General features: G+C 64.5%; 24 protein-coding genes. 15 read left to right on the top strand and 9 right to left on the bottom strand.

Translation table 11 applies throughout. From position 1 onward, the window contains the following. Window positions 1-24: 24 nt before the first annotated feature. Window positions 25-1200 carry a cation:proton antiporter gene (locus tag KJP30_RS08865; protein ID WP_218448680.1) on the top strand — a complete coding sequence of 392 codons (1176 nt, stop codon included), beginning with the start codon at window positions 25-27 and terminating at the stop codon, window positions 1198-1200. Window positions 1201-1206: 6 nt separating this feature from the next. Here KJP30_RS08865 and KJP30_RS08860 read toward each other — a convergent pair whose 3' ends face one another. The 4 genes from KJP30_RS08860 to KJP30_RS08845 form a co-directional block, all read right to left on the bottom strand. Beyond that, entirely contained in the window at window positions 1207-1623 is a 417-nt protein-coding gene (locus KJP30_RS08860) for a thioredoxin family protein (RefSeq protein WP_218448679.1), read from the bottom strand. 25 nt (window positions 1624-1648) lie between these two features. Continuing rightward, on the bottom strand, window positions 1649-2362 hold the full coding sequence (locus KJP30_RS08855) for a cytochrome c biogenesis CcdA family protein (protein ID WP_218448678.1): 714 nt from the start codon (window positions 2360-2362) through the stop codon (window positions 1649-1651). A gap of 91 nt (window positions 2363-2453) precedes the next feature. Further along, window positions 2454-3416 (bottom strand): acetyl-CoA carboxylase carboxyltransferase subunit alpha, encoded by a 963-nt coding sequence (locus tag KJP30_RS08850; RefSeq protein WP_218448677.1) that lies wholly within the window; start codon window positions 3414-3416, stop codon window positions 2454-2456. A 106-nt stretch (window positions 3417-3522) separates the two neighbouring features. Beyond that, entirely contained in the window at window positions 3523-4116 is a 594-nt protein-coding gene (locus tag KJP30_RS08845) for a LysE family translocator (protein ID WP_218448676.1), read from the bottom strand. Between the two features lie 72 nt (window positions 4117-4188). Between KJP30_RS08845 and KJP30_RS08840 the strand changes: the two genes are divergently transcribed. Both KJP30_RS08840 and KJP30_RS08835 read left to right on the top strand, forming a co-directional pair. Continuing rightward, window positions 4189-4641 carry an Lrp/AsnC family transcriptional regulator gene (locus KJP30_RS08840; protein WP_218448675.1) on the top strand — a complete coding sequence of 151 codons (453 nt, stop codon included), beginning with the start codon at window positions 4189-4191 and terminating at the stop codon, window positions 4639-4641. Between the two features lie 57 nt (window positions 4642-4698). After that, window positions 4699-5496, top strand: coding sequence for a hypothetical protein (locus KJP30_RS08835; protein WP_218448674.1), 798 nt, complete (start codon window positions 4699-4701; stop codon window positions 5494-5496). 30 nt (window positions 5497-5526) lie between these two features. Here KJP30_RS08835 and KJP30_RS08830 read toward each other — a convergent pair whose 3' ends face one another. Both KJP30_RS08830 and KJP30_RS08825 read right to left on the bottom strand, forming a co-directional pair. Continuing rightward, window positions 5527-6486 (bottom strand): HpcH/HpaI aldolase/citrate lyase family protein, encoded by a 960-nt coding sequence (locus tag KJP30_RS08830; protein ID WP_218448673.1) that lies wholly within the window; start codon window positions 6484-6486, stop codon window positions 5527-5529. Window positions 6487-6585: 99 nt separating this feature from the next. Next, entirely contained in the window at window positions 6586-8091 is a 1506-nt protein-coding gene (locus KJP30_RS08825) for a COG3904 family protein (RefSeq protein ID WP_218448672.1), read from the bottom strand. Window positions 8092-8311: 220 nt separating this feature from the next. Here KJP30_RS08825 and dgcN point away from each other — a divergent pair, with 220 nt between their 5' ends. The 4 genes from dgcN to KJP30_RS08805 all read left to right on the top strand — a co-directional run bounded on the left by dgcN (window position 8312) and on the right by KJP30_RS08805 (window position 13599). Beyond that, complete coding sequence (dgcN, locus tag KJP30_RS08820; RefSeq protein WP_218448671.1) at window positions 8312-9313, top strand: N-acetyltransferase DgcN; 1002 nt, start codon at window positions 8312-8314, stop codon at window positions 9311-9313. A 157-nt stretch (window positions 9314-9470) separates the two neighbouring features. Further along, entirely contained in the window at window positions 9471-10436 is a 966-nt protein-coding gene (gene dgcA, locus KJP30_RS08815; protein WP_218448670.1) for an N-acetyl-D-Glu racemase DgcA, read from the top strand. A 117-nt stretch (window positions 10437-10553) separates the two neighbouring features. After that, window positions 10554-11417 carry a D-amino-acid transaminase gene (locus tag KJP30_RS08810; RefSeq protein WP_218448669.1) on the top strand — a complete coding sequence of 288 codons (864 nt, stop codon included), beginning with the start codon at window positions 10554-10556 and terminating at the stop codon, window positions 11415-11417. 4 nt (window positions 11418-11421) lie between these two features. After that, window positions 11422-13599: an OmpA family protein gene (locus KJP30_RS08805; protein ID WP_218448668.1), complete on the top strand. Its 2178-nt coding sequence runs from the start codon at window positions 11422-11424 to the stop codon at window positions 13597-13599. Here KJP30_RS08805 and KJP30_RS08800 read toward each other — a convergent pair. Continuing rightward, window positions 13596-14804, bottom strand: coding sequence for a TIGR03862 family flavoprotein (locus KJP30_RS08800; protein WP_343222759.1), 1209 nt, complete (start codon window positions 14802-14804; stop codon window positions 13596-13598). The two genes, KJP30_RS08805 and KJP30_RS08800, sit on opposite strands and share 4 nt — an antisense overlap. After that, window positions 14801-16150, bottom strand: coding sequence for a mechanosensitive ion channel family protein (locus KJP30_RS08795; protein WP_218448667.1), 1350 nt, complete (start codon window positions 16148-16150; stop codon window positions 14801-14803). Before KJP30_RS08795 ends, KJP30_RS08800 begins: the two co-directional genes overlap by 4 nt. Before the next feature lie 70 nt (window positions 16151-16220). Here KJP30_RS08795 and KJP30_RS08790 point away from each other — a divergent pair, with 70 nt between their 5' ends. Continuing rightward, window positions 16221-16523 carry an HNH endonuclease family protein gene (locus KJP30_RS08790; protein ID WP_218448666.1) on the top strand — a complete coding sequence of 101 codons (303 nt, stop codon included), beginning with the start codon at window positions 16221-16223 and terminating at the stop codon, window positions 16521-16523. Between the two features lie 79 nt (window positions 16524-16602). Further along, window positions 16603-16989 carry a tol-pal system-associated acyl-CoA thioesterase gene (gene ybgC, locus KJP30_RS08785; protein WP_218448665.1) on the top strand — a complete coding sequence of 129 codons (387 nt, stop codon included), beginning with the start codon at window positions 16603-16605 and terminating at the stop codon, window positions 16987-16989. A gap of 15 nt (window positions 16990-17004) precedes the next feature. Here ybgC and KJP30_RS08780 read toward each other — a convergent pair whose 3' ends face one another. Next, window positions 17005-17709, bottom strand: coding sequence for an SDR family NAD(P)-dependent oxidoreductase (locus KJP30_RS08780; protein WP_218448664.1), 705 nt, complete (start codon window positions 17707-17709; stop codon window positions 17005-17007). Window positions 17710-17925: 216 nt separating this feature from the next. Here KJP30_RS08780 and tolQ point away from each other — a divergent pair, with 216 nt between their 5' ends. The 6 genes from tolQ to ybgF all read left to right on the top strand — a co-directional run bounded on the left by tolQ (window position 17926) and on the right by ybgF (window position 23235). Continuing rightward, a complete protein-coding gene (gene tolQ, locus KJP30_RS08775) occupies window positions 17926-18621 on the top strand; it encodes a protein TolQ (RefSeq protein WP_218448663.1) in 696 nt (231 codons plus the stop codon). A 3-nt stretch (window positions 18622-18624) separates the two neighbouring features. Then, a complete protein-coding gene (tolR, locus tag KJP30_RS08770; RefSeq protein ID WP_218448662.1) occupies window positions 18625-19101 on the top strand; it encodes a protein TolR in 477 nt (158 codons plus the stop codon). Between the two features lie 7 nt (window positions 19102-19108). Next, window positions 19109-20296 carry a cell envelope integrity protein TolA gene (gene tolA / locus KJP30_RS08765; RefSeq protein ID WP_218448661.1) on the top strand — a complete coding sequence of 396 codons (1188 nt, stop codon included), beginning with the start codon at window positions 19109-19111 and terminating at the stop codon, window positions 20294-20296. A gap of 196 nt (window positions 20297-20492) precedes the next feature. Next, window positions 20493-21818 (top strand): Tol-Pal system beta propeller repeat protein TolB, encoded by a 1326-nt coding sequence (gene tolB / locus KJP30_RS08760; RefSeq protein WP_218448660.1) that lies wholly within the window; start codon window positions 20493-20495, stop codon window positions 21816-21818. 67 nt (window positions 21819-21885) lie between these two features. Further along, entirely contained in the window at window positions 21886-22401 is a 516-nt protein-coding gene (gene pal, locus KJP30_RS08755) for a peptidoglycan-associated lipoprotein Pal (RefSeq protein ID WP_218448659.1), read from the top strand. A 3-nt stretch (window positions 22402-22404) separates the two neighbouring features. Continuing rightward, window positions 22405-23235 carry a tol-pal system protein YbgF gene (gene ybgF / locus KJP30_RS08750; protein ID WP_218448658.1) on the top strand — a complete coding sequence of 277 codons (831 nt, stop codon included), beginning with the start codon at window positions 22405-22407 and terminating at the stop codon, window positions 23233-23235.

The raw sequence follows: 23235 nt of genomic DNA, 5'->3' as shown, positions 1-23235 counted from the left end.
TGTTCCGGCGCGCATAGCTGAACCATGGATATGGCGCAGGTTTTCGTGGCCCTCGGCGGGCTGTTCCTTGCAGGGCTGGCGGCGGATGCGCTGGGGCGGCGGACCCGTGTGCCCCGAGTGACGCTGCTTTTGCTGATGGGGGTTGTGGCGGGACCGTCCGTTCTGGCGCTGCTGCCAGAGGCGGCGGTGGGCTGGTACGAACCGCTTTCGATCCTTGCGCTGACGATGGTGGCATTCCTGCTGGGGTCCGCGCTTCGGCACGATAAGGTCGCGGCGCATGGCCGCGCGATCCTGTTGGTTTCCGTCACCATCGTTCTGATGACGGTTTTCGCCGTGTCGGCAGGTCTGTTCGCCCTTGGCTTGCCTGCGGAGCTGGCGCTGGTGCTGGGGGCTATCGCCACCGCGACCGCGCCCGCCGCCACCGAAGAAACCCTGCGGCAAACCGGGGCCAAGGGTGGTTTTGCCGATCTGATCCGCGGCATCGTCGCAATCGACGATGCTTGGGGGATGCTGGTCTTTGCACTTGTGATCGTGGCTGCGCAGGCCATGACACAAGGTGGCTTCGACCTGCATCACCTTGGGCTGGTCGCCTGGGAAGTCGGCGGCGCGGCCCTGTTGGGGCTGGCACTGGGGCTGCCTGCGGCGGTGCTGACCGGACGGCTCAGCCCGGGTGAACCCACGCAGCTGGAAGCCTTGGGGCTCGTCTTTCTCTGCGCCGGGCTGGCGTTGTGGCTGGACATCAGCTTTCTGATTGCCGGGATGGTGGCAGGGGCCGTGATCGCCAATCGCGCGCATCACCACGAACGGGCCTTTCACGAGATAGAGTGGATCGAAAGGCCTTTCCTGATCCTGTTCTTCATTCTCGCCGGGGCGGCGATGGAACTGAACGCGCTTGCGGCCCTTGGCTGGATCGGTGCCGCTTATGTCATCCTGCGCATCGTTTCGCGCCTGACAGGGGGATGGATCGGAGGGCGCGCCGCAGGGCTGCCGCCGGTCCAGCGCCGCTGGATCGGCCCGGCCTTGTTGCCGCAGGCCGGTGTGGCCGTGGGCATGGCGCTGGTTGCGGCATCGGCCTTGCCCGAACTGGGCAAGACCATTCTGACGCTGACCATCGGCACAACGGTCGTTTTCGAATTGATCGGACCGATTGCGACGATGTTGGCTGTGCGCAGGGTTCAGGCGGCAGAAACTGCCACCTGACAAGGGTCAGGCGGTGGCCGCACCCAAAGCGGTGTCCATCAACCCCTTGATCGACGCGCGCGAGGTCTGGGCGACGATCCGGCCCAGTTCCTGGTCGCCTTTCAGCACAACAAGGGTCGACCGGCGAGGGATCTTCAGCGACTTGATCAGCGACGCGCTGGCCGGGTCGTCCCAATCGACGTCGATAAAGGTCACATTGGCTTCATAGCTGGCATCGGCGTCTTTCAGCGCCTTCAGCACGCGCTCCTGTGCAGCGCAGGTGGTACACCAGCTTGCCTTGAAGTCCAGAAAGACCGTGTCGCCCTTGTTCAGGTGCTTGGTCACAAGGCCCGGGGTGTAGGCCAGCGGTGCGGCGATTGCGGCCAGGGGCAGGGCGGCAGTGGCGGCACCGGCGCTGAGGGCAAGAAAAGTACGGCGGTCCATGGGGCTCTCCTTTGATGAGGGGTGGTCAGATGGAAACCGAAAGATCGATCAGCCAAGCGGGCAGAACGCCGATCAGCCAGGCCTCGATATAGTGGTGGGCATTGAAGAACAGCGCGAGCCCCACGGCCACGAAAGTCGCGCCAAGGATCGGACGAGCGCGCAGCGCAAGGGCGCGCAACTGGCTGTTATAGCGGCCAACTGCGCCGCGGGTGCCATAGGCAAGCCCAAGGATCAGGGTCGAAACCCCCAGCGCAAAGAACAACATGATCAAGGTGGCCCAACCAAGGCTTTGCCCTTGGCTGGCCAATGAAATGGCGCCGCCGAGGGTCGGCCCGATGCAGGGGCTCCAGACCGCGCCAAGCAGCAGGCCGCCAAGGAACTGACCGCGCAGGCCCGAGCGGTCCACATCGTCCATACGGGCATCGGCACGCGCCGCCAGACCGGCGGTCGCCGTTTCCAGCACGCCAGCGGCCCGCGGCAGCAATAGCGCCAGCCCGAACAGCACCATCAGCACCGCACCAGCCTTGGCGACCGTGTCGACGCCTATGCCCAGAAGGTGCCCGAAGGCGGTCACCCCCACCCCCAGCACGACAAATGACAGGCTGAGGCCTGCGGCCATCACCACGGGGCCCGCGCGATTGGCCTGCAACGCGGTGGCGATCACGATCGGCAGCACCGGGACAACGCAGGGGTTGATCAGCGTCAGAAGGCCTGCGCCATATGCAAAGACAAGTTCCATGCCCCAGATATTGCCGGGACAGGCGCGTCTGTCACCCGACAATACCCTGACGCGCTGTCACGACCACGTGGGGTTTGTTTCGCGCGACGATTTAGGCGGTCAGGCCCTTGGAGCCCATGTTCAGGAACTTTTCGCGCCGCATTCGGACCAGATCGGCAGGCGATTGCCCGTCGAGGTCCGAAATCAAGCCCGAGATCGCATCACGCACGGCGGTCAGCGTCAGCTTGGGGTCGCGATGTGCGCCGCCCAGCGGTTCGGGGATGACACGGTCGCAGACGCCCAGTTGGTGCAGGTCCTGCGCGGTCAGGCGCAGGGCCTCGGCGGCTTCGCGCATCTTGTCGGCGTCCTTCCACAGGATCGAGGCGCAGCCTTCGGGCGAGATCACCGAATAGACCGCATGTTCCAGCATCGCGACACGGTTTGCGGTGGCAAAGGCTACTGCGCCGCCCGATCCGCCTTCGCCAATCACGACAGAGACAAGAGGCACGCCGATTTGCAGGCATTTTTCCGTCGACCGGGCGATGGCCTCGGATTGGCCGCGTTCCTCGGCACCTTTGCCGGGGTAGGCACCGGGTGTGTCGATCAGCGTCACAACGGGCAGGCCGAAACGGTCGGCCATATCCATCAGGCGCACAGCCTTGCGATAGCCTTCGGGGCGCGCCATGCCAAAGTTGTGCTGGATGCGCGAGGTCGTGTCGTGGCCCTTTTCGTGCCCGATCACCATGACCGGACGATCGTCAAGCCGGGCCAGCCCGCCCATGACCGCGTCATCGTCGGCAAAGCCACGGTCGCCTGCCAGTGGCGTAAACTCGGTGAACAGCGCTTCGATGTAATCCTTGCAATGCGGACGTTCCGGATGCCGTGCGACCTGACATTTCCGCCAGGGAGTCAGCTTGGAGTACATGTCTTTCAGCAGGGTCGCTGCCTTCTGATCCAGCGCAGCCGCCTCGGCCGTGACATCCATTTCCTCATTGTCGCGGGCCATGGAACGCAGTTCTTCGGCCTTGCCTTCGATTTCGGCCAAAGGTTTTTCGAAGTCGAGGTAATGGGTCATCCGGGTCTCCTTGCAGAGCGCTATATGACCTCGCTGCGCGTCGGATGCAATAAAGCACGCGTATTCATGCCCGGATGCCCTGTGGTTGCGATATCCGGCGCGGGTTTCAGCCCAGCAAGACCGGGGCCATCGCAACCAGCAACAGGGCGGCCATGGTCCAGTTGAACAGCCGCAACCGTCCCGGCACCGTCAGCCAGCGGCGCAGGCCCGTGCCCAACACGGTCCATGTCAGGGCCGATCCGGTGCCGATCACCGCATAGGTGCCCGAAACCCATGCCACGGCCACAAGATCGCGGCTGGCGGCATATAGCGTGATCGCGCCAAGCGCCATCGACCATGCCTTGGGGTTGACCCATTGAAAGGCTGCCGCCTGCACAAAGCTGAGGGGGCGGGCGTCCGCCCTGGCCTCGCCGGGGGCGGATTGATTCGCGATCTTCCATGCCAGCCACAGGAGGTAGAGTACGGAAACGGCCTTGAGCACCGTAAAGGCAGGCGGCCATGCCTCGAATAACTGCATGACACCCAGCCCCACCGGCAAGATCATCAGGGGAAACCCATAGGCCACGCCGGCAAGATGCGGCAGCGACCTCCGCAGGCCGAAATTGGCGCCAGAGGTCATCAGCATCAAATTGTTCGGCCCCGGTGAAAAGACGGTGGCAGCGGCGAAAAGCGCAAGCGCGAGGAGGAGGTCAGGTGTCATGGCGCAATGATTGCGCAAATCTGTCGGTATTAAATTGCAATATGCACCCTGCGCGGGCTAATTGTGCAATCCATGAGCGCCATGGATGTCATTGACCAAAAGATATTGCGTGAACTCACCCGTGACGGCAGGCTCAGCAACCTTGCTCTTGCGGATCGGGTGGGGCTGTCGCCCTCGGCCTGCCTGCGCCGCACCCAGGCGCTGGAGAAAAGCGGCGTGATCAGCGGCTACCGCGCCGTGGTCAGCGCCGAAAAGACCGGCATCGGCTTTTGCGCCTATATCACCGTCGGGTTGAACCAGCACACCAAACCCGCGCAAGAAGCCTTTGAACGCGCGATGGCGACCGCGCCGCAGGTCCGCGAATGCCACAACATCACCGGCCCGGTGGAATACTTGCTGCGGGTCGAAGTGTCGGACCTGGCTGCCTACAAGCATTTCCACACCGATATTCTTGGGGCCTTGCCCATGGTGCGCACCTTGACCTCTTATGTGGTCATGGGCTCGCCCAAGGACGAAAGGGCCTGAGCCCCAGTCCTACGGGCTGATCGGGGCGCGATCGGGAACAACTTCAGGAAGGCTGCCATGCGGGTGCTCATCCATCCGGGGTTTCACAAGACCGGAACCACCAGCCTGCAACGGGGCGCAGACAGCCAGCGTCGCGTGTTGGAATCGCGCGTCAGGCTGCTGCTGCCGCATGACATGGAGCAGGTGAATTTCGCCGCGCGACGCCTGTCCCTCGGTGTTGTGCCAAAGCGTGTGGCCGCGCTTCGCGAGGCGCTGGCCGGTTTGGCCTCGGGGATCGACTCGCAAGACCCGCGGCCCTTGCTGATCTCGTCAGAGCATCTGAGCGGGCTGATGCCCGGGCGCAAATCCGTCACGGGGTACGACGCCGCGCCAGAGGTGCTGTCTCATGTCGTCGATGTCCTGTCGGATCACCTGACAGCGGCGTCGATGACCCTTTGGTTTACCACGCGCGCGCCCCGGCCGTGGCTCAAAAGCCTCTACTGGCAGATCCTGCGCAGCCAGCGGCTGACCGAGGATCTGGCCGGTTTCTCGCTGCGGATGCAGGGTGCTGCGGATCATGCGGCGGTGGTGGAAAGGGTCGCGGCGCGGATCGGCGCGCGGGCCGCGGTATCGGCCACGCCGCTCGAAGCCTGCGCCAATGGCCCCTTGGGGCCGCTGGGGGTGGCGTTGGACAGGCTGGGCGTATCGACCGTGGGGCTGATGCCGCCCGATCGCCAGAATGTGCAACCCTCGGACGGGGTCGAGGCGCTTCTGGCGCTCAACCGCTCCGATATGGACGACGCGGCGCTGGGCCGCGCCAAGACCGATTTGCTGAAAGACTTGCGCCGGGGCGGCAAGACCCGCCGGGGCGGCTAGGGCCGGGCCGCACGCCCGGCCCGAAATGGCCTAGTTGCTTGCGATCATCTCGGCTTGGCGCACGATGACCTCGGCTTGTTTGATCGAGGCGATGTCCACAAGGCGCCCCTTGTAGACGGTTGCACCTTCGCCCTTGGCCTTGGCCTCTTCCATGGCGGCAAGGATCTCGCGCGCTTCGTTCACCGCCTCTTCGGAGGGGGTGAAAACCTCGTTCGCCAGCGCGACCTGTTTCGGGTGGATCGCCCATTTGCCCACCATGCCCAGCGTGGCCGAGCGCAGCGCCTGCGCGCGGAAGCCGTCGTCATCGGAGAAATCGCCGAACGGGCCGTCAACCGGCAGAACGCCGTGGGTGCGGCAGGCAGCGACGATGGCGGCCTGCGCCCAGTGCCACGGGTCGGACCAGTGCTTTTGGCCTTCGCGGATCATGTAATAGTTTTCCTGCGTGCCGCCGATGCCGGTGGTCGCCATGCCCATCGAGGCGGCGAAATCTGCCGCGCCAAGGCTCATCGCCTCCAGCCGGGGGCTGGCGGCGGCGATTTCCTCGACATGGGCGATGCCTGCGGCGGATTCGATGATCACCTCGAACTTGATCGGCTTGCTGCGGCCCTTGGCGCGTTCCACCGCCGTCACCAGCGCGTCGACCGCGTAGATGTCACCGGCGCAGCCAACCTTGGGGATCATGATCTGGTCCAGCCGTTCGCTGGCCTGTTCCAAAAGGTCGACCACGTCGCGATACCAATAGGGCGTGTCCAGCCCGTTGATCCGCACCGACAGGGTCTTGTTGCCCCAGTCGACCTCGCTGATTGCCTTGATGATGTTTTCCCGTGCGCTGTCCTTGTCCGACGGCGCCACCGAATCCTCGAGGTCGAGGTTGATCACATCGGCCGCCGAGGCCGCCATCTTTTCAAAGATCGCCGGGCGCGATCCGGGGCCGAACAGCTGGCAGCGGTTGGGGCGGGCCGGGGCGGCGGGCTGAATACGGAAGGACATTGGCAGGGCCTTTCGGTCATAAAGTTGCGCAATTCTTGGTGATCGAGTTATAAAACTGCGCGCTGACCCGCAAGCTGTTTTTTCGCAGGTGCAGCAATCCTAGTCGAAAGGCACCTGTTGAAAGCAGAACGCATTGCCAGAGGCGCTGTTGCGCAGGCACATGATCTCCACGCCTTCGGCACTTGCCGCCTCGATATAGGCACCTTCGGCGCGGTTCCCGTTGATCTGCACATCATAGCCTTGCCACGTCAGCGTGGTGCGCGATCCGCTGGGCCATGTGAACTGATGCACCAGTTCGAAACTGCCGTCCCCAAGGAGCTGCACGCTTTCCACGGCCGTGCAGGGATCGTCATCTGTCATCCGGTCATTGGAGTTGTAGACATAACACCGGGTCGCCACGGTCTTGTTGTCGTCCCACAGGATCGTTCGGGCGGGGACCGGGCGGGACCCATGCCGTGCGGCCATGTCGGCGAACCGGGCCCAGGGCGGGTACAGTGCGGCCTGGTCCACCGCCATTTGTCCGCCTTGGTAGGCCGATACGGCAAAGCGGCGGGTGTTGCCGCGCATCGGTGACTCCAGCGGCCAGCGCCCGCCGAAATTGACTTCGCAGTTCAGTCCGCCGGTGACCGGCTCTTCGGGATCGCTGTTGAAATAGGCCTCTCCGAACTCATCCCCGCCAAGGTTGATCCGCGCTTCGCCGCCGCCATAGTACTGCGCGACGGACTGGGCCAGATTGCCCAGCTTGCGCCCGTTGAAAAAGCTGCGCCCGTCGCCATCGTGCGGCGTGACATAGCTTTGCCTGTATCCGGCGGATGGGCGCAGCGCGGGTTGCGCGTTCAGGCAGACATTCACCAGATGATTCAGGCCGGGACGCTCTGGATAAGGCAGCCCGGCAATGTCGATCATCCACTGTGTCGCCTCGCCGACCGTGGTCAGCACATACATGTCCTCAGGCGGTGTGCCGACCATGCGATTCAGCAACGAGGCCGGAAACCGCAGGGCATTCTGCCTGTCGCTGAGTTCTCCGATGGATTGCACCGCGATGCTGAAAGCCTTTCCGACGGTTTCGGCGCTGTAATTTCCATCCGCGATGAACAGGCCGGGGGCATGGAACCCCAGCGATCCGCGAGCGTGCAGAACACGGTTGGGCAGGCGGCCGGCCTCGCTTTCGCTTTGGGTGCCGCCCGCCATGAACAGCACCGCGCAGGCGGAATGGCAAATCGCCCGGGCCGGAACGGCGGTGCCGATCGACGTATACAGATAGTCGCTGGTTCCGGCGCGATTGGTCAGCACATCGGTCATTTTCAGCGCTTCGGCCAGCGAGCCTCCGGGGCTGTTCAGGCAGATGCGCGGCACGGCCAGACCGCCACGCATGTCCATCCGGTCCAGAAAGTCGCTGTCCCCCCGGTAAGGGTCGCCGATGATCCGGTCCAGCGCACCGCGAAAGGCCTCGGCATCGCCGGGCCCGATCTGGCCCTCGATGGTCAGAATACAGCCAAGGTCTGCATCGCCGCCTTCGAGAAATTCTGCGGCCCCGGCCGGAGCGGCGGCGCAGAACAAAAGGGCCGCAAATGCGCGGACTTGTGGAGCAAGGCGATGGAGCATGAGGCAACCTTTTGAAGTGAATGCGACAATCCCCTTCGAGGCTAGAATGCAGCGGGCGGTGGCTCAACCCGCCATTCCACCATCGACCTGCACGTTTCTTCGGCAAACGCGCAAAGCTGCGCAAGAATCTTCGCAAAAACATGACATGGGCGCTTGAAAAGCAACCGCTTTGCAGAGCGACTCGGCCAAGCTTGGTGGAATACGCGAATTGGAGACGACAATGATCGAGACACCCTATCTGCTGTTCCTGGGCGACGCGCCCGACGGGCTGGCCGCCAAGGTCGCACAGGGCATCCGCGATTGGCGTCCGGAGAACTGCGTCGGCCAGTACCGCATGGAAGGGTGCAAGGCCGATCTGGGTTTGACCGACATGACCCTGGCCGAAGCCAAGGCCGCAGGGGCCAAGACGCTGGTGATCGGCGTGGCCAACCGGGGCGGCAAGATCAGTCAGGCGTGGAAAAAGGTGCTGGTTGCGGCGCTGGAAGAAGGATTTGATCTGGCTTCCGGCCTGCACAACCTTTTGCGTGACGAACCGGACCTGAAAGCCGTGGCCGAGGCGACCGGCCGCGCCCTGCATGACGTGCGCGTGCCCGAAGTCGACTATCCCATCGCCGATGGCGTCAAACGTCCGGGCAAGCGCGTGCTGGCCGTGGGCACCGATTGTTCGGTGGGCAAGATGTACACCACACTGGCGCTGGACGCGGCGATGCGCGAGCGCGGGATGAAATCCACCTTCCGCGCCACGGGTCAGACCGGTATCCTGATCACCGGCGACGGCGTTCCGTTGGACGCGGTTGTCGCGGATTTCATGGCCGGGTCGATCGAATACCTGACCCCCGCCAATGACGAGGACCACTGGGACGTGATCGAAGGGCAGGGCAGCCTGTTCCACGTCTCGTTCTCGGGTGTGACGCTGGCGCTGATCCACGGTGGCCAGCCCGACGCGCTTATCCTCTGCCACGAACCCACGCGCAGCCATATGCGCGGCCTGCCGGGCTATGCGCTGCCATCGCTGGAAGAGGTGCGGGACCTGTCGCTGAGCCTTGCCAAGGTGGCGAACCCTGACTGCAAGGTTGTCGGCGTTTCGATCAACACCCAGCACATGGGTGAAGCGGAGGCGCGCAGCTATTGCGAAGAGGTCGAGGCCCGTCTGGGGCTGCCGACGGTGGATCCGTTCCGGCACGGTGCCGACCGTCTGGTCGACGCGCTGGCCGCGCTCTGACGTCGGGCGGTCCGGCCTTTGGCCGGACGCTGTTTCGCGCAAGGCGCGAAAGGCGCCCCGCCCACCGTCCCTTGGGGCGCGTGGCATCCTGCGGCCAAGGCTGGCAGGCGGGGCGTATTCCGGCCATAACCACCCAAAAGAAGCAGGGAGAACGGGCATGACCATCACCGTGACGCGCGATGTGTTCCGGCTGGCTGAGGCTTTTACGATCAGCCGCGGTTCGCGAACCGAAGCGAAGGTACTGACGGTGCGCATCCGGCGCGGGCAGGTCACGGGCTGGGGCGAATGTGTCCCCTACGCCCGCTATGACGAAACGCTGGACAGCGTCACCGCCGAGATCGAAGCCCTGCCTGAGGGGATCACTCGGGCCGGTCTGTACGACGCATTGCCTGCGGGGGCCGCACGCAATGCCGTGGATTGTGCGCTTTGGGATCTGGAATCCAAGGCGGCGGGTCAGCGCGCATGGGAACTGGCCGGTTTGCCCGCGCCGGGCCCTGAAATCACCGCCTACACGCTGTCGCTGGATTCGCCCGAAAACATGGAAGCCGCTGCCCGTAAACATGCCGCCCGGCCACTGTTGAAGATCAAGCTTGGCACCCCGGATGACATGCCCCGGCTGGAGGCCGTCCGTCGTGGCGCCCCCAAGTCCCGCATCATCGTCGACGCCAACGAAGGCTGGAGCGCCGAGGTCTATGCCGATCTTGCCCCGCATCTGCAACGCCTTGGCGTGGCGCTGGTGGAACAGCCGCTGCCCGCCGGCGAGGACGAGGCCCTGATCGGCATGAAGCGCCCGGTGCCCGTCTGCGCCGACGAAAGCTGTCACGACCGCGCCTCGCTGCCCGGTCTCAAGGGCAAATACGACGTGGTCAACATAAAGCTGGACAAGACCGGCGGCCTGACCGAGGCACTGGCCCTGCGCGAGGCCGCGCTGGCCGAGGGCTATGGCATCATGGTCGGCTGCATGGTCGGTTCCAGCCTTGCCATGGCGCCCGCCGTTCTGGTGGCGCAGGGCGCGCAGGTCACGGACCTGGACGGGCCCCTTCTGCTGGCCGAGGACCGCGAAACGCCGCTGGTCTTTGACCAGAGCGGCGTCCACCCGCCCGAAACCCGGCTCTGGGGCTAGGGCAGGGCACCCGGTCGGGCAGGGCCCCGGCGCAGTGCCCGCACGAAACCGTAACACTTGCGGCCCGCCCGGTGGCTGCCTAAAACACCTCCGCAACAGCCTTCAAGGAATACGCCCATGACCCGCACCGTTTTCGTGAACGGAGAATTCCTGCCCGAGCACGAGGCAAAGATCTCGATCTTTGACCGGGCTTTCCTGATGGCCGATGGCGTCTATGAGGTGACCTCGGTTCTTGGCGGCAAGCTGATCGATTTCGAGGGCCACGCAACACGCCTGCAACGCTCGCTGAACGAACTGGACATGCGCAGCCCGGTCAGCACCGAAGAACTGCTGGAAATCCACCGCGAACTGGTGGAGCGCAACGAGATCGAAGAGGGCCTCGTTTACCTTCAGATCACGCGCGGTGCCCCCGATGATCGCGATTTTGTCTTTCCCGACCCGGACACCACCCCGCCGACCATCGTGCTGTTCACCCAGAACAAACCGGGCCTTGCCAACAGCCCGGCGGCACAAAAAGGCATTCGCGTGATTTCGATCGAAGATCAACGATGGGGCCGCCGCGATATCAAGACGGTCCAGTTGCTTTACCCGTCCATGGGCAAGATGATGGCCAAAAAGGCCGGTGCCGATGATGCCTGGCTGGTCGAGGACGGTTTCGTGACCGAGGGCACCTCGAACAATGCCTATTTCATCAAGGGCAACAAGATCGTGACCCGTGGTCTGTCCAACGACATCCTGCACGGCATTACGCGCGCCGCTGTCCTGCGTTTCGCCAAGGAGGCGCAGATGGAAGTCGAAGAGCGCAATTTCACCATCGAAGAGGCACAGGGGGCTGATGAGGCTTTCATCACCTCGGCTTCGACTTTCGTGATGCCCGTGGTGGAAATCGACGGCGTCGCTTTGGCCGGTGGCACGCCGGGTCCGCGTGCCCTGCGCCTGCGCGAGATCTATCTCGAGGAAAGCCGCAAGGCCGCGATCTGACCGGATGTCGGCCAAGGCGCTTGTCGAAGCCATCGGCGCGCTGGTCATATTCCTGACCCTCGCCGGTCTGGGCCTTTTTCAGGTGCCAAGCGAGGACCCGACGATCGAGGCCGGCCTTCAGGCGCAGGCCTCGGCAATCCTTGCCGGGTTTCCCGATCCGCCTGTTTTGACGGTCAAGGGGCGGACGCTGATTGTCGAAGGGTTGGTGCAAAGCCAATCAGAGCGGCGCGCCATCGAAGGCGCGCTGCGCGACATCAAGGGGATGGAAAGCCTCGATTCACGGTTGGCGGTCTTGCCGCATGTCCCCAATTTCACCTTTTCGCTGCGCAAGGACGAGACAGGCACCAAGGTCACGGGCCACCTGTCGCGGCGTGCAGCCTCGGACGCGCTTGCGCGCAGGATCGGCGCGCCTGCGGGGGCGATTCAGATTGCCCGCGGTGCGCCATTTGAGGATTGGGACCCGGCGGTTCTGACACTGGCCGAGGCTATGGCCCCATTGCAGCGGGGCGAAGCGCGGCTGTCCGCCAAAGGTGCAACGATCACCGGCGAGGTGCTGTGGCCAGCGGATCTGCGGGCGGTTCACGCGGCGCTGGACGAACTGCCAGAGGGGCTGAACGTGACGCACGACCTGTCGGCGCGGGACGATGGCAGGCCGTTCCTTCTGGTCGCGGACAGCCACCCTCGCCGCGGCGTGACCCTGCGTGGCAAACTGCCCCCCACCGTATCCGAGGCGGATTTGGCTGCGGCTTTCGACAACGTCCAGAGCGTCGAACTGACCGTTGGTCCGGTTGATCCGCAAGATCCGGATCTGGCGCTTGCCATGACAGGCGCGGTTGCCGTGCTGGCGCGGGCCGAACAGGGGCTGGCCCTTGTTTCTGCGGGCGCGGTGGTTTTGACCAACCTGCACGGCGGAGCAGAATTGCGGGCCGCACTGGACGAACTGCGCGCCGATCTGCCCAAGGGCTATTCGCTGGACTTTACGCTGTTGCCCGCCTCGGGGCCGCATCCGTTCTGGTTGCAACTGGATCGCAGGGGCGAAACGGTTGAGGCGCAAGGTTATTTGCCGCGGGAGTTCCCGCCAGACTGGCTGGCGAACCTGCGGGCCGACGGGGCGGGTGTTGTGATCTCTCCCTATCCGGACACCGAGGGCTGGTTGCTGACCTTGGATTCCGTTCAGGACATCTTTGCCGAGGTGATCGAAGGCCGCTTGCGGCTGGAGGAAAGGGGGCTCAGCCTGACGGCTGTCTTGGCCGATCCACAAAGCGCACAGCGGGTCGAAACGCATCTGGCTTTGCTGCCGAAGGGGTTCGTCCAGCAGCGAGAGTTTGACCTGCTGGATGATGGCCGGACGCTAAAGGCTCGCCTGAGCTATCTGCCGGACACGGGCATGGTCCTTTCAGGTGTCTTGCCCGCCGATCTGGATGCCTTTGCGGCTGCGGGTCTTTTGGGGTTGCCGGCGCCCGAGGCGGCATTGCCTATGGATGAAGACGCGCCTTTGCCCCGCGCGACCGCCTTGCTGGCCGTCATCGCGCCTTGGCTGGCCGAAGTCGAAGCCCTGAGCCTGTCGATGTCCCCCGATGTGATCAACGTCGAGGCGGTGCTTTCGCCCGGCGGCGATCTGCCGTTGTTTCGCGACCAGATCCGCGCGGTCTTGGCCCAATCGGACGGCTTGGATTTACGGCAGGTTGCGCGTGGAGCCTTGCCGCCGGACGGCACGCGGCGCTGGAATGCTGCGCTGGCTGGCACACAGGTCCTTTTGTCCGGCCATTGGTTGCCATCGCTGGATTTTGCACCCTCGGTGGCGGAATGCGCCCGGCAAACCCGTCTTGCCGGGGCACCGCGGTTCTTGCCGGGCGCGGCGCGGCTGGCCTCCGGGGCCATGGCGTCGGTGAACCAGCTTGCAGCGGTGGCGCGCGTCTGTACGGGCGATGGCGGTCTGGCCTTGCGGATCGAAAGCCATACGGACAATTTTGGTGCCGCTTCGGTCAATCAAAGGCTCAGCGAGCAGCGGGCGAGGCTTTTGGCTGATGCGTTGATCAGGCGCGGTGTTCCGCCTGAAAGGATCAAAGCCCTTGGTTTCGGGGCCGATGATCCGGTGGCTGACAATGACACTGCGGACGGGCGGGCCCTGAACAATCGCACGACGTTGATCTGGTCAAAAGTTGCGGCGTCCCGCCGCTAGGCCCGGTTTTGGGGGCCGTCGTTGGCGTCCAGATAGGCGGCTGCGTGCTGCCCCGCCCACAGTCCTGTGGCAAGGCAGGCGGTCAGCAGGTAGCCCCCTGTCGGGGCCTCCCAATCCAGCATCTCGCCGGCGCAGAAAACGCCCGGTCGCTGCCTTAGCATCAGGCCGTCATCCAGCGCCGCAAGCGGCACCCCGCCTGCGGTCGAGATCGCCTCGTCCATTGGGCGCACTTCGGCGTCGGGGATCTCCAGCGCCTTGATCCGTCTGGCAAGGGCCTCGGGCGTATCCGGCAGCGGGCGGGCGAATTCCATCAACAAGGCCTGCGCGGCAGGTGACAACCCCAGCGCCTTGCGCAGGGCATTGGCGCGGCTTTGCTTGCCACGCGGACGGGCAAGCCGGTCTGTCAGTGCCCCAAGGTCAAGGTCCGGTTTCAGGTCGATCCGCAGCGGACGCCCCTCCCGCAGGGCCGGGGTCAGCGGGTAGAGACCGCCGCCTTCCAACCCACGTGCCGAGACCACGATTTCGCCCCGGTTGGACAGGCCCCCGGCATACAGCCCGATGTTCTTGATCGGTTGACCAAAATGCGGTGCCATATGCGAGGACCACGGCACAGACAGCCCGGCGTTTGACGGCGCAAAGGGGGCGACGGGCAGGTTGTGCGCCCGGAAATGCGCCGCCCAGTCGCCGTCTGACCCCAGTCGTGCCCAGCTTGCGCCGCCAAGCGCCAGAACAGTGACGTGCGGGCGCATGTCCCGATGGCCCTCCGGCGTGTCGAAACCCAAAGCGCCGTCCGTCCCCCAGCCTTGCCAGCGCCAGCGGGTTCGCCGGTCAAGCCCCATGCTATCCAGTCGCGCCAGCCATGCTCTGAGCAGAGGAGAGGCTTTCATCGCCTTGGGAAAAAGCCGCCCGGTCGATCCGGCAAACACCTCTTGGTCCAGACCTTCGGCCCAGTCAGATACGTCTTGCGGGCCGAATTGCTTCAGCATCGGTTCGAGGCGTGGCGCGGCCTCGCCATAAGCGGTCAGGAAGCGGTCGAACGGCTCCATCTTGGTCAGGTTCAGCCCGGATTTGCCGGCCATCAGGAATTTGCGGGCAAGCGAGGGTTTGGCTTCGACGAGGGTCACAGCGTGCCCCGACGCCAGCAAGGCGTCCGCAGCCATCAGCCCCGCCGGCCCGCCGCCAATGACCAGCGCGCGCGCCGTCACTGTCCCTGCGCCTTTGGCGCGGAACCATCTGTCGGGTTCTGAATTTCGACCACCCTATGCGGGTAGGGGATCTCGATCCCGTTGTCCTTCAGCGCATTCCAGATCAGGAACAACACGTCAGAGGTGTATTTGTTTGGCCCGTCGTCGATGCCGTTCACCCAGAATTCCACCGCGAAATCCACACCGGATTCGCCAAACCCGCGCAATTCGCAATCGGGCGGATAGGGCTCGGCCAGAACGGCCGGGTGCTTGGCAACTGCGGCCTCGACAATGTCGGGCACCTTGTTGATGTCGGTTTTGTAGCTGACCGAAAAGGGCGCCTCGTATCGGTTGGCGCTGCCCTGATCGGAATAATTTATGACGCGGGTGGTGATGAAATCCTCGTTCGGCACCACGATCCATCGGCCATCGTAGGTTTCAAGGATCATGGCGCGGGCGGTTGTCTGGACGATCGTGCCGGTTTCGCCATTGTCGAGTTCGACGTAGTCGCCAACCGTTGCCTGACCCTCCAGCAAAAGGATGATGCCCGAGATATAGTTCGAGGCGATCTTTTGCAGGCCAAAGCCAAGACCGACGCCGATGGCACCGCCCAGAACGGCAAGCGAGGTCAGCGGGATGCCGACGATGTTCATCAGCAGCAGAAAAGCCAGACCAAAGATCGTGAACTCTGCCGCCTTGGCGGCCAGTTGCCGGGTGGCGGGGCGCATTTCCTCCTGCTTGTGGATATAGGCCCCGGTCTGGTCGTTCGACCAGCGGCCCAGCCAGAACAGGATCGATCCGGCGATTAGCCCGCGGATCACGGCCATTGCGGTGAATTCGATATTGCCAAGGCTGACGGTCAGTTCATTCAAACGGTCGGTGGCCGTATCCAGCAGGCCAACGGCGTATAGCGCCATGACGGGCAGCAGGATCAGGCGGCCCAAGACTTTCAGAAAACCGTCCTGCACGATTTCTCGCACTAGGATGCGGGCGGCCAGAAACAGGAACACCCGTTTGCCAAAGGCGATCACCGCGCCCGAGTTGAAGATCGCCCGCGTCAGGCTTTCCCCGATGCCGGTAAAGGCCCATGCCAGTAGCGGCAGCAACAGGGGCACGAATATCAAAAGGAAACGGCGCGTCGAAGACAGCATCGAAACCCGCGCCCGCGCCGGGGTCAGCACCCGCTCCAGCCAAGGCCGCAGCCTGCGTGTCAGAAGCCAAGCCAGGACAAAGGCACCCGCCAGCAGGCCGAATTGCGACCACGCGGCGGGGGAGAGCAACCATTCGCGTGCGATGTCCCATCCTTGTAGGGCGTAGCCTGCGGCCTGTTGCACGATCTCGGGCTGCTCGGCGAGGTCGAAGTCCATTTCGCTTGATCCTTGACGTCTGCGTCACATCCTCTTGCCCAAAGGGCCGTCCGGGGACAAGGGGAGCGATATGGAAGACGGATCAGAACCGATGTGTCCGCTGTGCCTGCGTCCGATCCCTCGAGATGCGCGGCAAAGCCTGCATCATCTGGTGCCCAAGCTGAAAGGCGGCAAGGGCGGGCCGGTCGTCCTGTTGCACCAGATCTGCCACAGCGAGATTCACGCCCGCTTTACCGAGGCGGAACTGGCGCGCGATCTGAACACGGTCGAAAAGCTGCGCGCCCACCCCCAGATGGCCCGGTTCCTTGCCTGGGTTGCGAAACGCCCGCCGAGCTTTCACAGCCGCAGCGCGGGCGGGCGGCGCAAGCGCTGACAGAGAAATCCGCCTGCCTGTGGTTGCCGCCGATGGTCGGCGCGCCTAGGGTCCGCGCAGACCGAAAAGGAGCCCGCCGATGCATCGTTTTCAGATCCGCGTCTACTATGAAGACACTGACATGGCGGGGATCGTCTATCATGCCAACTATCTCAAGTTCATCGAAAGGGCGCGCTCTGACTGGGTCAAGCAGCAGGGGCTGGACCAGAACGCGATGCGCGAGGAGGACGGGATTGTCTTTGTCGTGCGGCGGATCGAGGCCGATTACCTGATGACCGCGAAATATGATGACGCGCTGGAGGTGCGCACCACGGTCAAAAGCATGACCGGCGTGCGGTTGATCATGACCCAAGAGGTTATGCGCGGCGAAGAGGCGGTCTTTCGGGCCGAGGTCACGGCGGTCTGCGTGACCCGCGACGGGCAACCGGCGCGTTTGCCCAAGGCTTTGCGGCAACAGGTGCACTAGGCCGCGAGGCGGCGGCTACCAGATTTCGCCAAAGGGCCGCAGGTCGATCTCGAAACTCCATGCCGATCGGTCCTGCCGCGCCAGCATCAGCGCGGTGTCCGCGATCCGCGCGGGCTGAATAAAGAAATCATCGGGTTTGCCCTTGGCAAACCCGGACCGTGTGTCGGCGGTGTCGATCACCCCGTCGATCACAATATAGGCGATATGCACGCCTTTGGGGGCCAATTGTCGGGCAAGCGATTGCGCAAGGATGCGCTGGGCGGCCTTACCGGGGGCAAAGGCCGTGGTCCAGTCCTTGCCGCGCAGCGCCGCCGTCGCCCCCGAGACGATCACCGCGCCGGACCCGCGCGCAGCCATCAGCGGACCCAGCTTGCGCGCGGTGGTGAACAGACCAAGCGTGCTGACCCGCCAGCTTTGTTCGAACTGCGCCTCGTTCACGTCATCCAACGTGCCAAAAACCGCCACGTCGGCATTATACAGCACCACGTCGGGCAGGCCATGATCCGCGACCACGGTGTCCAGGGTGGCGCTTAGCGCGTCCGGATCACCCGCGTCGCTGGCCAGCGCGCGGGCTTCGGCGCCCGGTGGCATGTGGCCGTCAAACACCGCGCCTGACCGGCTGAGCAGGATCAGGTCATAGCCCGCGTCAATGAACCTCTGCGCATAGGCTGCGCCAAGGCCGGGGCCGTGGCCGATGAGAAGGCATAAAGGCTTGGACATGGCGGATCCTCTGGCCGGAAACACCTGCACAGCATAGCACAAAGCCCCCAAGCCGCCGAAATCCAGGGCCGGAGGCGGGCCTCAGGCGGGGAATCGCCCATCTTCACGCAAACCGGCATCCTGTTGCCAATCTATTGGCGTTTCCCCTGCAAATCGGGTAGATATCCCTGTAATCAGAGCCCCGGCCACAGGGGCCGACAGGAAATGAGCAGATCAATGGAAGCAGGAACGCTTGCCCTCGCGTCGGAGATCGACTTCTCCTTCTGGGGCCTTTTCATGCGCGCGACACTGACGGTGAAACTCGTCATGCTGATGCTGATGGCGGCCTCTGTCTGGGCCTGGGCCATCATCATCGAGAAATTCGTCAGCTACCGGCGCGCCCGGCGCGAAGCGTCAAGATTCGACCGCGCCTTTTGGTCGGGGGAGCCGCTGGACGAATTGTTCGAACAACTGGGGCCGGACCCCAAGGGGCGGTCTGAACGGGTCTTTGCCGCGGGCATGATGGAATGGCGGCGCAGCCACCGCGAGGATGGCGGGCTGATCGCCAATGCCCAAAGCCGAATCGACCGCAGCATGGATGTGGCGATCCAGAAGGAAGCTGATCAGTTGCAGCGCGGTCTGCCCGTGCTGGCCACCGTGGGATCGACCGCGCCGTTCATCGGGCTGTTCGGGACCGTTTTCGGGATCATGCATTCCTTCATCCAGATCGCCGAACAACAGAATACCTCGCTGGTTGTCGTGGCGCCCGGCATCGCCGAGGCGCTGTTGGCCACGGGCCTTGGTCTGTTGGCGGCCATCCCGGCGGTGATCTTCTACAACAAGTTTTCGGCGGATGCGGATCGGATCGTGGGCAACTACGAAGCCTTCGCGGACGAATTCGCCACCATCCTGTCCCGCCAATTGGATTCCTGAGCCATGGGGGCCGGGGTCATGAAATCGGGCGGAGGCAAGCGGCGGCGCGGATCGCGCCGGCGGAGGGCGCAGCCCATGGCCGAAATCAACGTGACGCCCTTTGTGGACGTCATGCTGGTGCTGCTGATCATCTTCATGGTTGCGGCACCGCTGTTGACGGTGGGCGTGCCGGTGGAACTGCCCAAGACGGCGGCGCAGGCGCTGCCCAGCGACCCGCAGGAGCCGCTGACCGTCACGCTTGCAGCCGATGGCACCGTCTTGATCCAGAACAGCGAAATCGCGCGGGAGGATCTGGTGAACCGTTTGCGCGCCATTGCGGCGGAACGGGCGGACGACCGGGTGTATCTGCGGGCCGACGGGACAGTTCCCTACAGCGACGTGGCCCAGATCATGGGCGCGTTGAACGCGGGCGGCTTTTCGTCGATCGGGCTGGTGACGGATGCAGGTGGCCCGGCGCTTGACGGGCGCGACGGCGGCTGAGGCGCGGATGAACCGCTATCTATACATATCCGGCGGGGCGCATGCCCTGCTGTTTGCCTGGCTGGTGCTGGGCGATGTGTTCTCGGCGGACCCGCCACAGGTGCAGGTGGCCGATGTCACCGTGCTGAGCGAGGAGGATTTCGCCGCTCTGACCGGTCAGACCGTGGTTGATCCGACGCCGGATCCGGTAACGCCCACCGAGCCTGTCGACCCGGTGCCGCCTCCGACGCCCGAACCAGAACCTGAACCCGTGCCGGAACCAGCCCCGCAGCCTGACCCGGTGCCGGAACCACAACCAGAGCCGACCCCGGAGCCAGAGCCAGAACCGGAACCGGAGCCGCAACCGGTGCCCGAACCGGATCCTTTGCCCGTGCCCGCGCCTTTGCCGGATCCCGAACCTGTGCCCGCTCCGATCGCGCCGCAACCTGCGCCGCCCCCGGCGACGCGCGCACCTTCGGCATCGTTGCGTCCGCAGGCGCGACCGGCGGATCGCGTGGCCAGCGAACCGGTTGCCCCCCCGCCCGATCCGACCACCGAGCGGGCCGAGGAACGTGTCGACGCCGCTGATCCCGATGCCGACAGTCCCGAGGTCGTGGAAGAGCAACGCGATCCGACAGCCCCGCCCGAAACCTCGACCGAAATCGTGACCGAGGCAGAGGAGCGTTTTGCGCCCAGTGCATCCCTGCGCCCGCAGGCGCGTGCGCCGCGTCCGGCGGCCCCGTCCGCCACACCCGATCCCGCGACCGATCCCGCTCCGGCCACCACGCCCGACCCAACGCCTCAGGCACCTGTCCTGCCGGATGTGAACGCCGATATTACGTCGGCGCTGGCCGATGCGCTTGCGGCAACACCCCCCGCCGGCCCGTCCGGCCCGCCGCTGACCCGTGGCGAACGCGAGGCGTTGCGCCTTGCGGTGCAGGCCTGTTGGGTGGTCGATGTCGGCTCCGAGGCGGCGAATGTCACCGTCACGCTGGGCATGGAACTGGATCCGGACGGCAAGGTGATTCCGGGCAGCCTGAATCTGGTCGGCGCAACCGAAGGCAGTTCGGCCGCCGTTCAGACAGCCTTTCAGGCGGCGCGCCGCGCGGTCCTGCGCTGTCAGGGAACCGAGGGCTACGATCTTCCCGCCGATAAATACGACCAGTGGAAAGAGGTCGAGATGGTCTTTAACCCCGAACAGATGCGGTTGCGCTGACCGGCGTTCCCGGTTGGTGTTGCCCAAGGTGTTTCGAAACAAAACCGCCCGAAATGAGCGATTTCCTGCGCAAATTCCCCCTTGCGACACCGGGATTGCCTGTTTTGCGGCACATCAAATCAGGATAGGTTAACCGCAGGCGGGCAGAGACCCGCCGCATCCGGTCCGAGCAGCGCCCGAAGGAGGCAAATCCCAGATGATCGCACGCATCGCCGCCCTGGTTCTTGTCTGTGCCACGGCCTTCATGCCCGTGGCCGCGACGGCTCAGTCCGGCCCCCTGCGGATCGAGATCACCGAAGGTGTCATCGAACCCTTGCCCTACGCGGTGCCCGACTTTGTCGCCGAATCCGCCGAAGCCGAACAGTTTGCCGCCGAACTCAGCCGCGTGATCGCCTCGGATCTGACCGGGACGGGCCTGTTCCGTGAAATCCCGCGCGACGCGCATATCGCCCGGGTCAGCAGTTTTGGCGCGCCGGTACAATTCGCCGATTGGAAGGCAATCAACGCACAGGCGCTGATCACCGGCTCGGTCTCTGCCGACGCATCGGGCCGACTGGTGGTCAAGTTCCGGGTCTGGGATGTTTTCGCCGGGCAAGAGCTGGGGCAGGGCATGCAGTTCGCCTCGGACACCAGCGGTTGGCGCCGGCTTGCGCACAAGGTCGCCGACGAGGTCTATAGCCGCCTGACCGGCGAGTCTCCTTATTTCGACAGCCGCGTGGTTTTCGTTTCCGAAACCGGTCCCAAGGATGCGCGGCAGAAACGGCTGGCCATCATGGATTACGACGGCGCGAACGTGCAGTATGTCACTGACGACAGCTCGATCGTGTTGGCGCCGCGCTTTTCACCCAATGGCGACCGGGTTCTGTACACCAGCTATCAGACCGGCTTTCCCCGCATCCACCTGCTGACCGTCGGCACCGTGTCCAGCACGATCCTTCAGGTCGGCGACGGGGTCATGAGCTTTGCGCCGCGTTTTTCGCCGGACGGGCGGATGGTGGTCTATTCGCTGACGCAAGGGTCGAACACCGATATCTACGCGATGGATCTGGCCAGTGGTGCAACACGGCAGCTGACCTCGGCCCCTTCGATCGAGACCGCGCCGAGTTTTTCGCCAGATGGTCAGCGCATCGTCTTTGAAAGCGACCGTTCGGGCACTCAGCAGCTATACGTCATGCCGGCCATGGGCGGCGAAGCGCAGCGGATCAGCTTTGGCGAGGGTCGGTATGGCACCCCTGTCTGGAGCCCGCGCGGCGACCGTATCGCCTTTACCAAGCAAAATGGCGGCCGTTTCCATATTGGCGTGATGCGCACGGACGGCAGCGAGGAGCGCCTGCTGACGGCCTCTTTCCTTGACGAGGGCCCGACATGGGCCCCCAACGGACGGGTCATCATGTTCTCGCGCGAAACGCAGGGCGCGCAGGGGTCGTCGGCGCTGTATTCCGTCGATATTTCCGGGCGCAACCTCAAACGGGTGCGGACACCGGCCGGGGCGTCGGACCCCAGCTGGGGCCCGCTGCAATAAGACGTCATTTCCCATATCTTGCGCCCTGTGATAAAACGGACGCAATGACCAGAGCAGGACCAGATCCATGAAACACCTTACCAAGGCCATCCTGATTGGCGCGGCGCTGGCCACGGCGGCCTGTACCAGCCCGTCGCGGTTCAATGGCGACGACGCTTCTCGTGGGGCGGGCGGCCCGGGCACCTATGCCCCCGGCAGCATCGACGATCCGGCCTCGCCGGCCTATTTCTCGGCTCGTGTCGGCGATCGCGTCCTGTTTGCCGTCGATCAGTCGTCGCTGTCGCCCGAGGCACGCGTGGTGCTGGATGGTCAGGCCAAGTGGCTGATGGACAACCCCGACTATCTGGCCATCATCGAAGGTCACGCGGACGAGCAAGGCACGCGGGAATACAACCTTGCATTGGGCGCACGCCGGGCCAACGCGGTGATGGAATACCTTGTCGCCAAGGGGATTTCGCAAAGCCGGCTGAAGTTCGTCAGTTACGGCAAGGAACGCCCGCTGGAGATCTGTTCCGAGGAATCCTGCTATGCCAAGAACCGTCGCGCCGTGACGGTGATCTCGGCCAGCAGCCTGACGGGGTAAGACATGCTGCGCGCTTTGGTGTTCGGAAGCTGCCTGTTGGCAGGCGGAATGGCTGCGGCCCAGCAGGGTGAAACGCTTGCCGACGTTCGGCAGGACCTTGCCGTTCTGACGGTCGAATTGCGCAAATTGCGCAGCGAACTGAACACCACGGGTGCGCCATCGGTTTCGATCGGCGGCTCGGCTCTGGACCGGATCACGGCAATCGAACGCGAATTGCAGCGTTTGACCGCCAAGACCGAAGAGCTGGAGTTCCGCCTTGGCCGTGTTGTCGAGGATGGCACCAACCGCATTGGCGATCTGAAATTTCGCCTGTGCGAGCTGGAGCCGGGATGTGACATCGGCAAACTGGCCGAGACAGACCCATTGGGGGGCGGTGCCGTCCCGTCGGTAACGCCCGCTCAACCGGCACCGGCCCCTGCGACGGATGCGCTTCCCTTTGACGGCGAACTGGCCGTCAGCGAAGAGGCCGATTTTCGGGCGGCTTTGAAGGCTCTGGAAGAAGGCGACTATTCCGGCGCCGAGCTGCTGTTCGCGCAATTCCGGGAAACCTATCCGATGGGACCGCTGGAACCGGCTGCTCTGGTCGGAGAGGGGCGCGCATTGGAGGCGCAGGGCGACACGCGCGAAGCGGCGCGGCGCTATCTTTCCGCCTATTCGGGTTTCCCCGATGCCGGTGTCGCGCCCGAGGCGCTGTGGCGGTTGGGCGATGCATTGGCGGCCCTTGGCTCGGTGAGCGAGGCCTGCATCACGCTGGGCGAGGTGGCCGCGCGGTATCCCGGGTCGGATGCGGTGGCACAGGCGGCAGCCAGCCGTCAAAAGCTGAATTGCCAATAA

Source organism: Antarctobacter sediminis, from assembly GCF_019218285.1.
GTDB lineage: Bacteria > Pseudomonadota > Alphaproteobacteria > Rhodobacterales > Rhodobacteraceae > Antarctobacter > Antarctobacter sediminis.
Note: the sequence above shows the minus strand (reverse complement) of the source record. Positions and strands in the feature narration are given on the sequence as shown.

What these genes read in the sequence shown, in the direction of transcription:
- KJP30_RS08865 (WP_218448680.1), top strand. Translation starts at nt 25, where the DNA reads ATGGATATGGCGCAGGTTTTCGTGGCCCTCGGCGGGCTGTTCCTTGCA.
- KJP30_RS08860 (WP_218448679.1), bottom strand. Translation starts at nt 1,623, where the DNA reads ATGGACCGCCGTACTTTTCTTGCCCTCAGCGCCGGTGCCGCCACTGCC.
- KJP30_RS08855 (WP_218448678.1), bottom strand. Translation starts at nt 2,362, where the DNA reads ATGGAACTTGTCTTTGCATATGGCGCAGGCCTTCTGACGCTGATCAAC.
- KJP30_RS08850 (WP_218448677.1), bottom strand. Translation starts at nt 3,416, where the DNA reads ATGACCCATTACCTCGACTTCGAAAAACCTTTGGCCGAAATCGAAGGC.
- KJP30_RS08845 (WP_218448676.1), bottom strand. Translation starts at nt 4,116, where the DNA reads ATGACACCTGACCTCCTCCTCGCGCTTGCGCTTTTCGCCGCTGCCACC.
- KJP30_RS08840 (WP_218448675.1), top strand. Translation starts at nt 4,189, where the DNA reads ATGAGCGCCATGGATGTCATTGACCAAAAGATATTGCGTGAACTCACC.
- KJP30_RS08835 (WP_218448674.1), top strand. Translation starts at nt 4,699, where the DNA reads ATGCGGGTGCTCATCCATCCGGGGTTTCACAAGACCGGAACCACCAGC.
- KJP30_RS08830 (WP_218448673.1), bottom strand. Translation starts at nt 6,486, where the DNA reads ATGTCCTTCCGTATTCAGCCCGCCGCCCCGGCCCGCCCCAACCGCTGC.
- KJP30_RS08825 (WP_218448672.1), bottom strand. Translation starts at nt 8,091, where the DNA reads ATGCTCCATCGCCTTGCTCCACAAGTCCGCGCATTTGCGGCCCTTTTG.
- dgcN (WP_218448671.1), top strand. Translation starts at nt 8,312, where the DNA reads ATGATCGAGACACCCTATCTGCTGTTCCTGGGCGACGCGCCCGACGGG.
- dgcA (WP_218448670.1), top strand. Translation starts at nt 9,471, where the DNA reads ATGACCATCACCGTGACGCGCGATGTGTTCCGGCTGGCTGAGGCTTTT.
- KJP30_RS08810 (WP_218448669.1), top strand. Translation starts at nt 10,554, where the DNA reads ATGACCCGCACCGTTTTCGTGAACGGAGAATTCCTGCCCGAGCACGAG.
- KJP30_RS08805 (WP_218448668.1), top strand. Translation starts at nt 11,422, where the DNA reads ATGTCGGCCAAGGCGCTTGTCGAAGCCATCGGCGCGCTGGTCATATTC.
- KJP30_RS08795 (WP_218448667.1), bottom strand. Translation starts at nt 16,150, where the DNA reads ATGGACTTCGACCTCGCCGAGCAGCCCGAGATCGTGCAACAGGCCGCA.
- KJP30_RS08790 (WP_218448666.1), top strand. Translation starts at nt 16,221, where the DNA reads ATGGAAGACGGATCAGAACCGATGTGTCCGCTGTGCCTGCGTCCGATC.
- ybgC (WP_218448665.1), top strand. Translation starts at nt 16,603, where the DNA reads ATGCATCGTTTTCAGATCCGCGTCTACTATGAAGACACTGACATGGCG.
- KJP30_RS08780 (WP_218448664.1), bottom strand. Translation starts at nt 17,709, where the DNA reads ATGTCCAAGCCTTTATGCCTTCTCATCGGCCACGGCCCCGGCCTTGGC.
- tolQ (WP_218448663.1), top strand. Translation starts at nt 17,926, where the DNA reads ATGGAAGCAGGAACGCTTGCCCTCGCGTCGGAGATCGACTTCTCCTTC.
- tolR (WP_218448662.1), top strand. Translation starts at nt 18,625, where the DNA reads ATGGGGGCCGGGGTCATGAAATCGGGCGGAGGCAAGCGGCGGCGCGGA.
- tolA (WP_218448661.1), top strand. Translation starts at nt 19,109, where the DNA reads ATGAACCGCTATCTATACATATCCGGCGGGGCGCATGCCCTGCTGTTT.
- tolB (WP_218448660.1), top strand. Translation starts at nt 20,493, where the DNA reads ATGATCGCACGCATCGCCGCCCTGGTTCTTGTCTGTGCCACGGCCTTC.
- pal (WP_218448659.1), top strand. Translation starts at nt 21,886, where the DNA reads ATGAAACACCTTACCAAGGCCATCCTGATTGGCGCGGCGCTGGCCACG.
- ybgF (WP_218448658.1), top strand. Translation starts at nt 22,405, where the DNA reads ATGCTGCGCGCTTTGGTGTTCGGAAGCTGCCTGTTGGCAGGCGGAATG.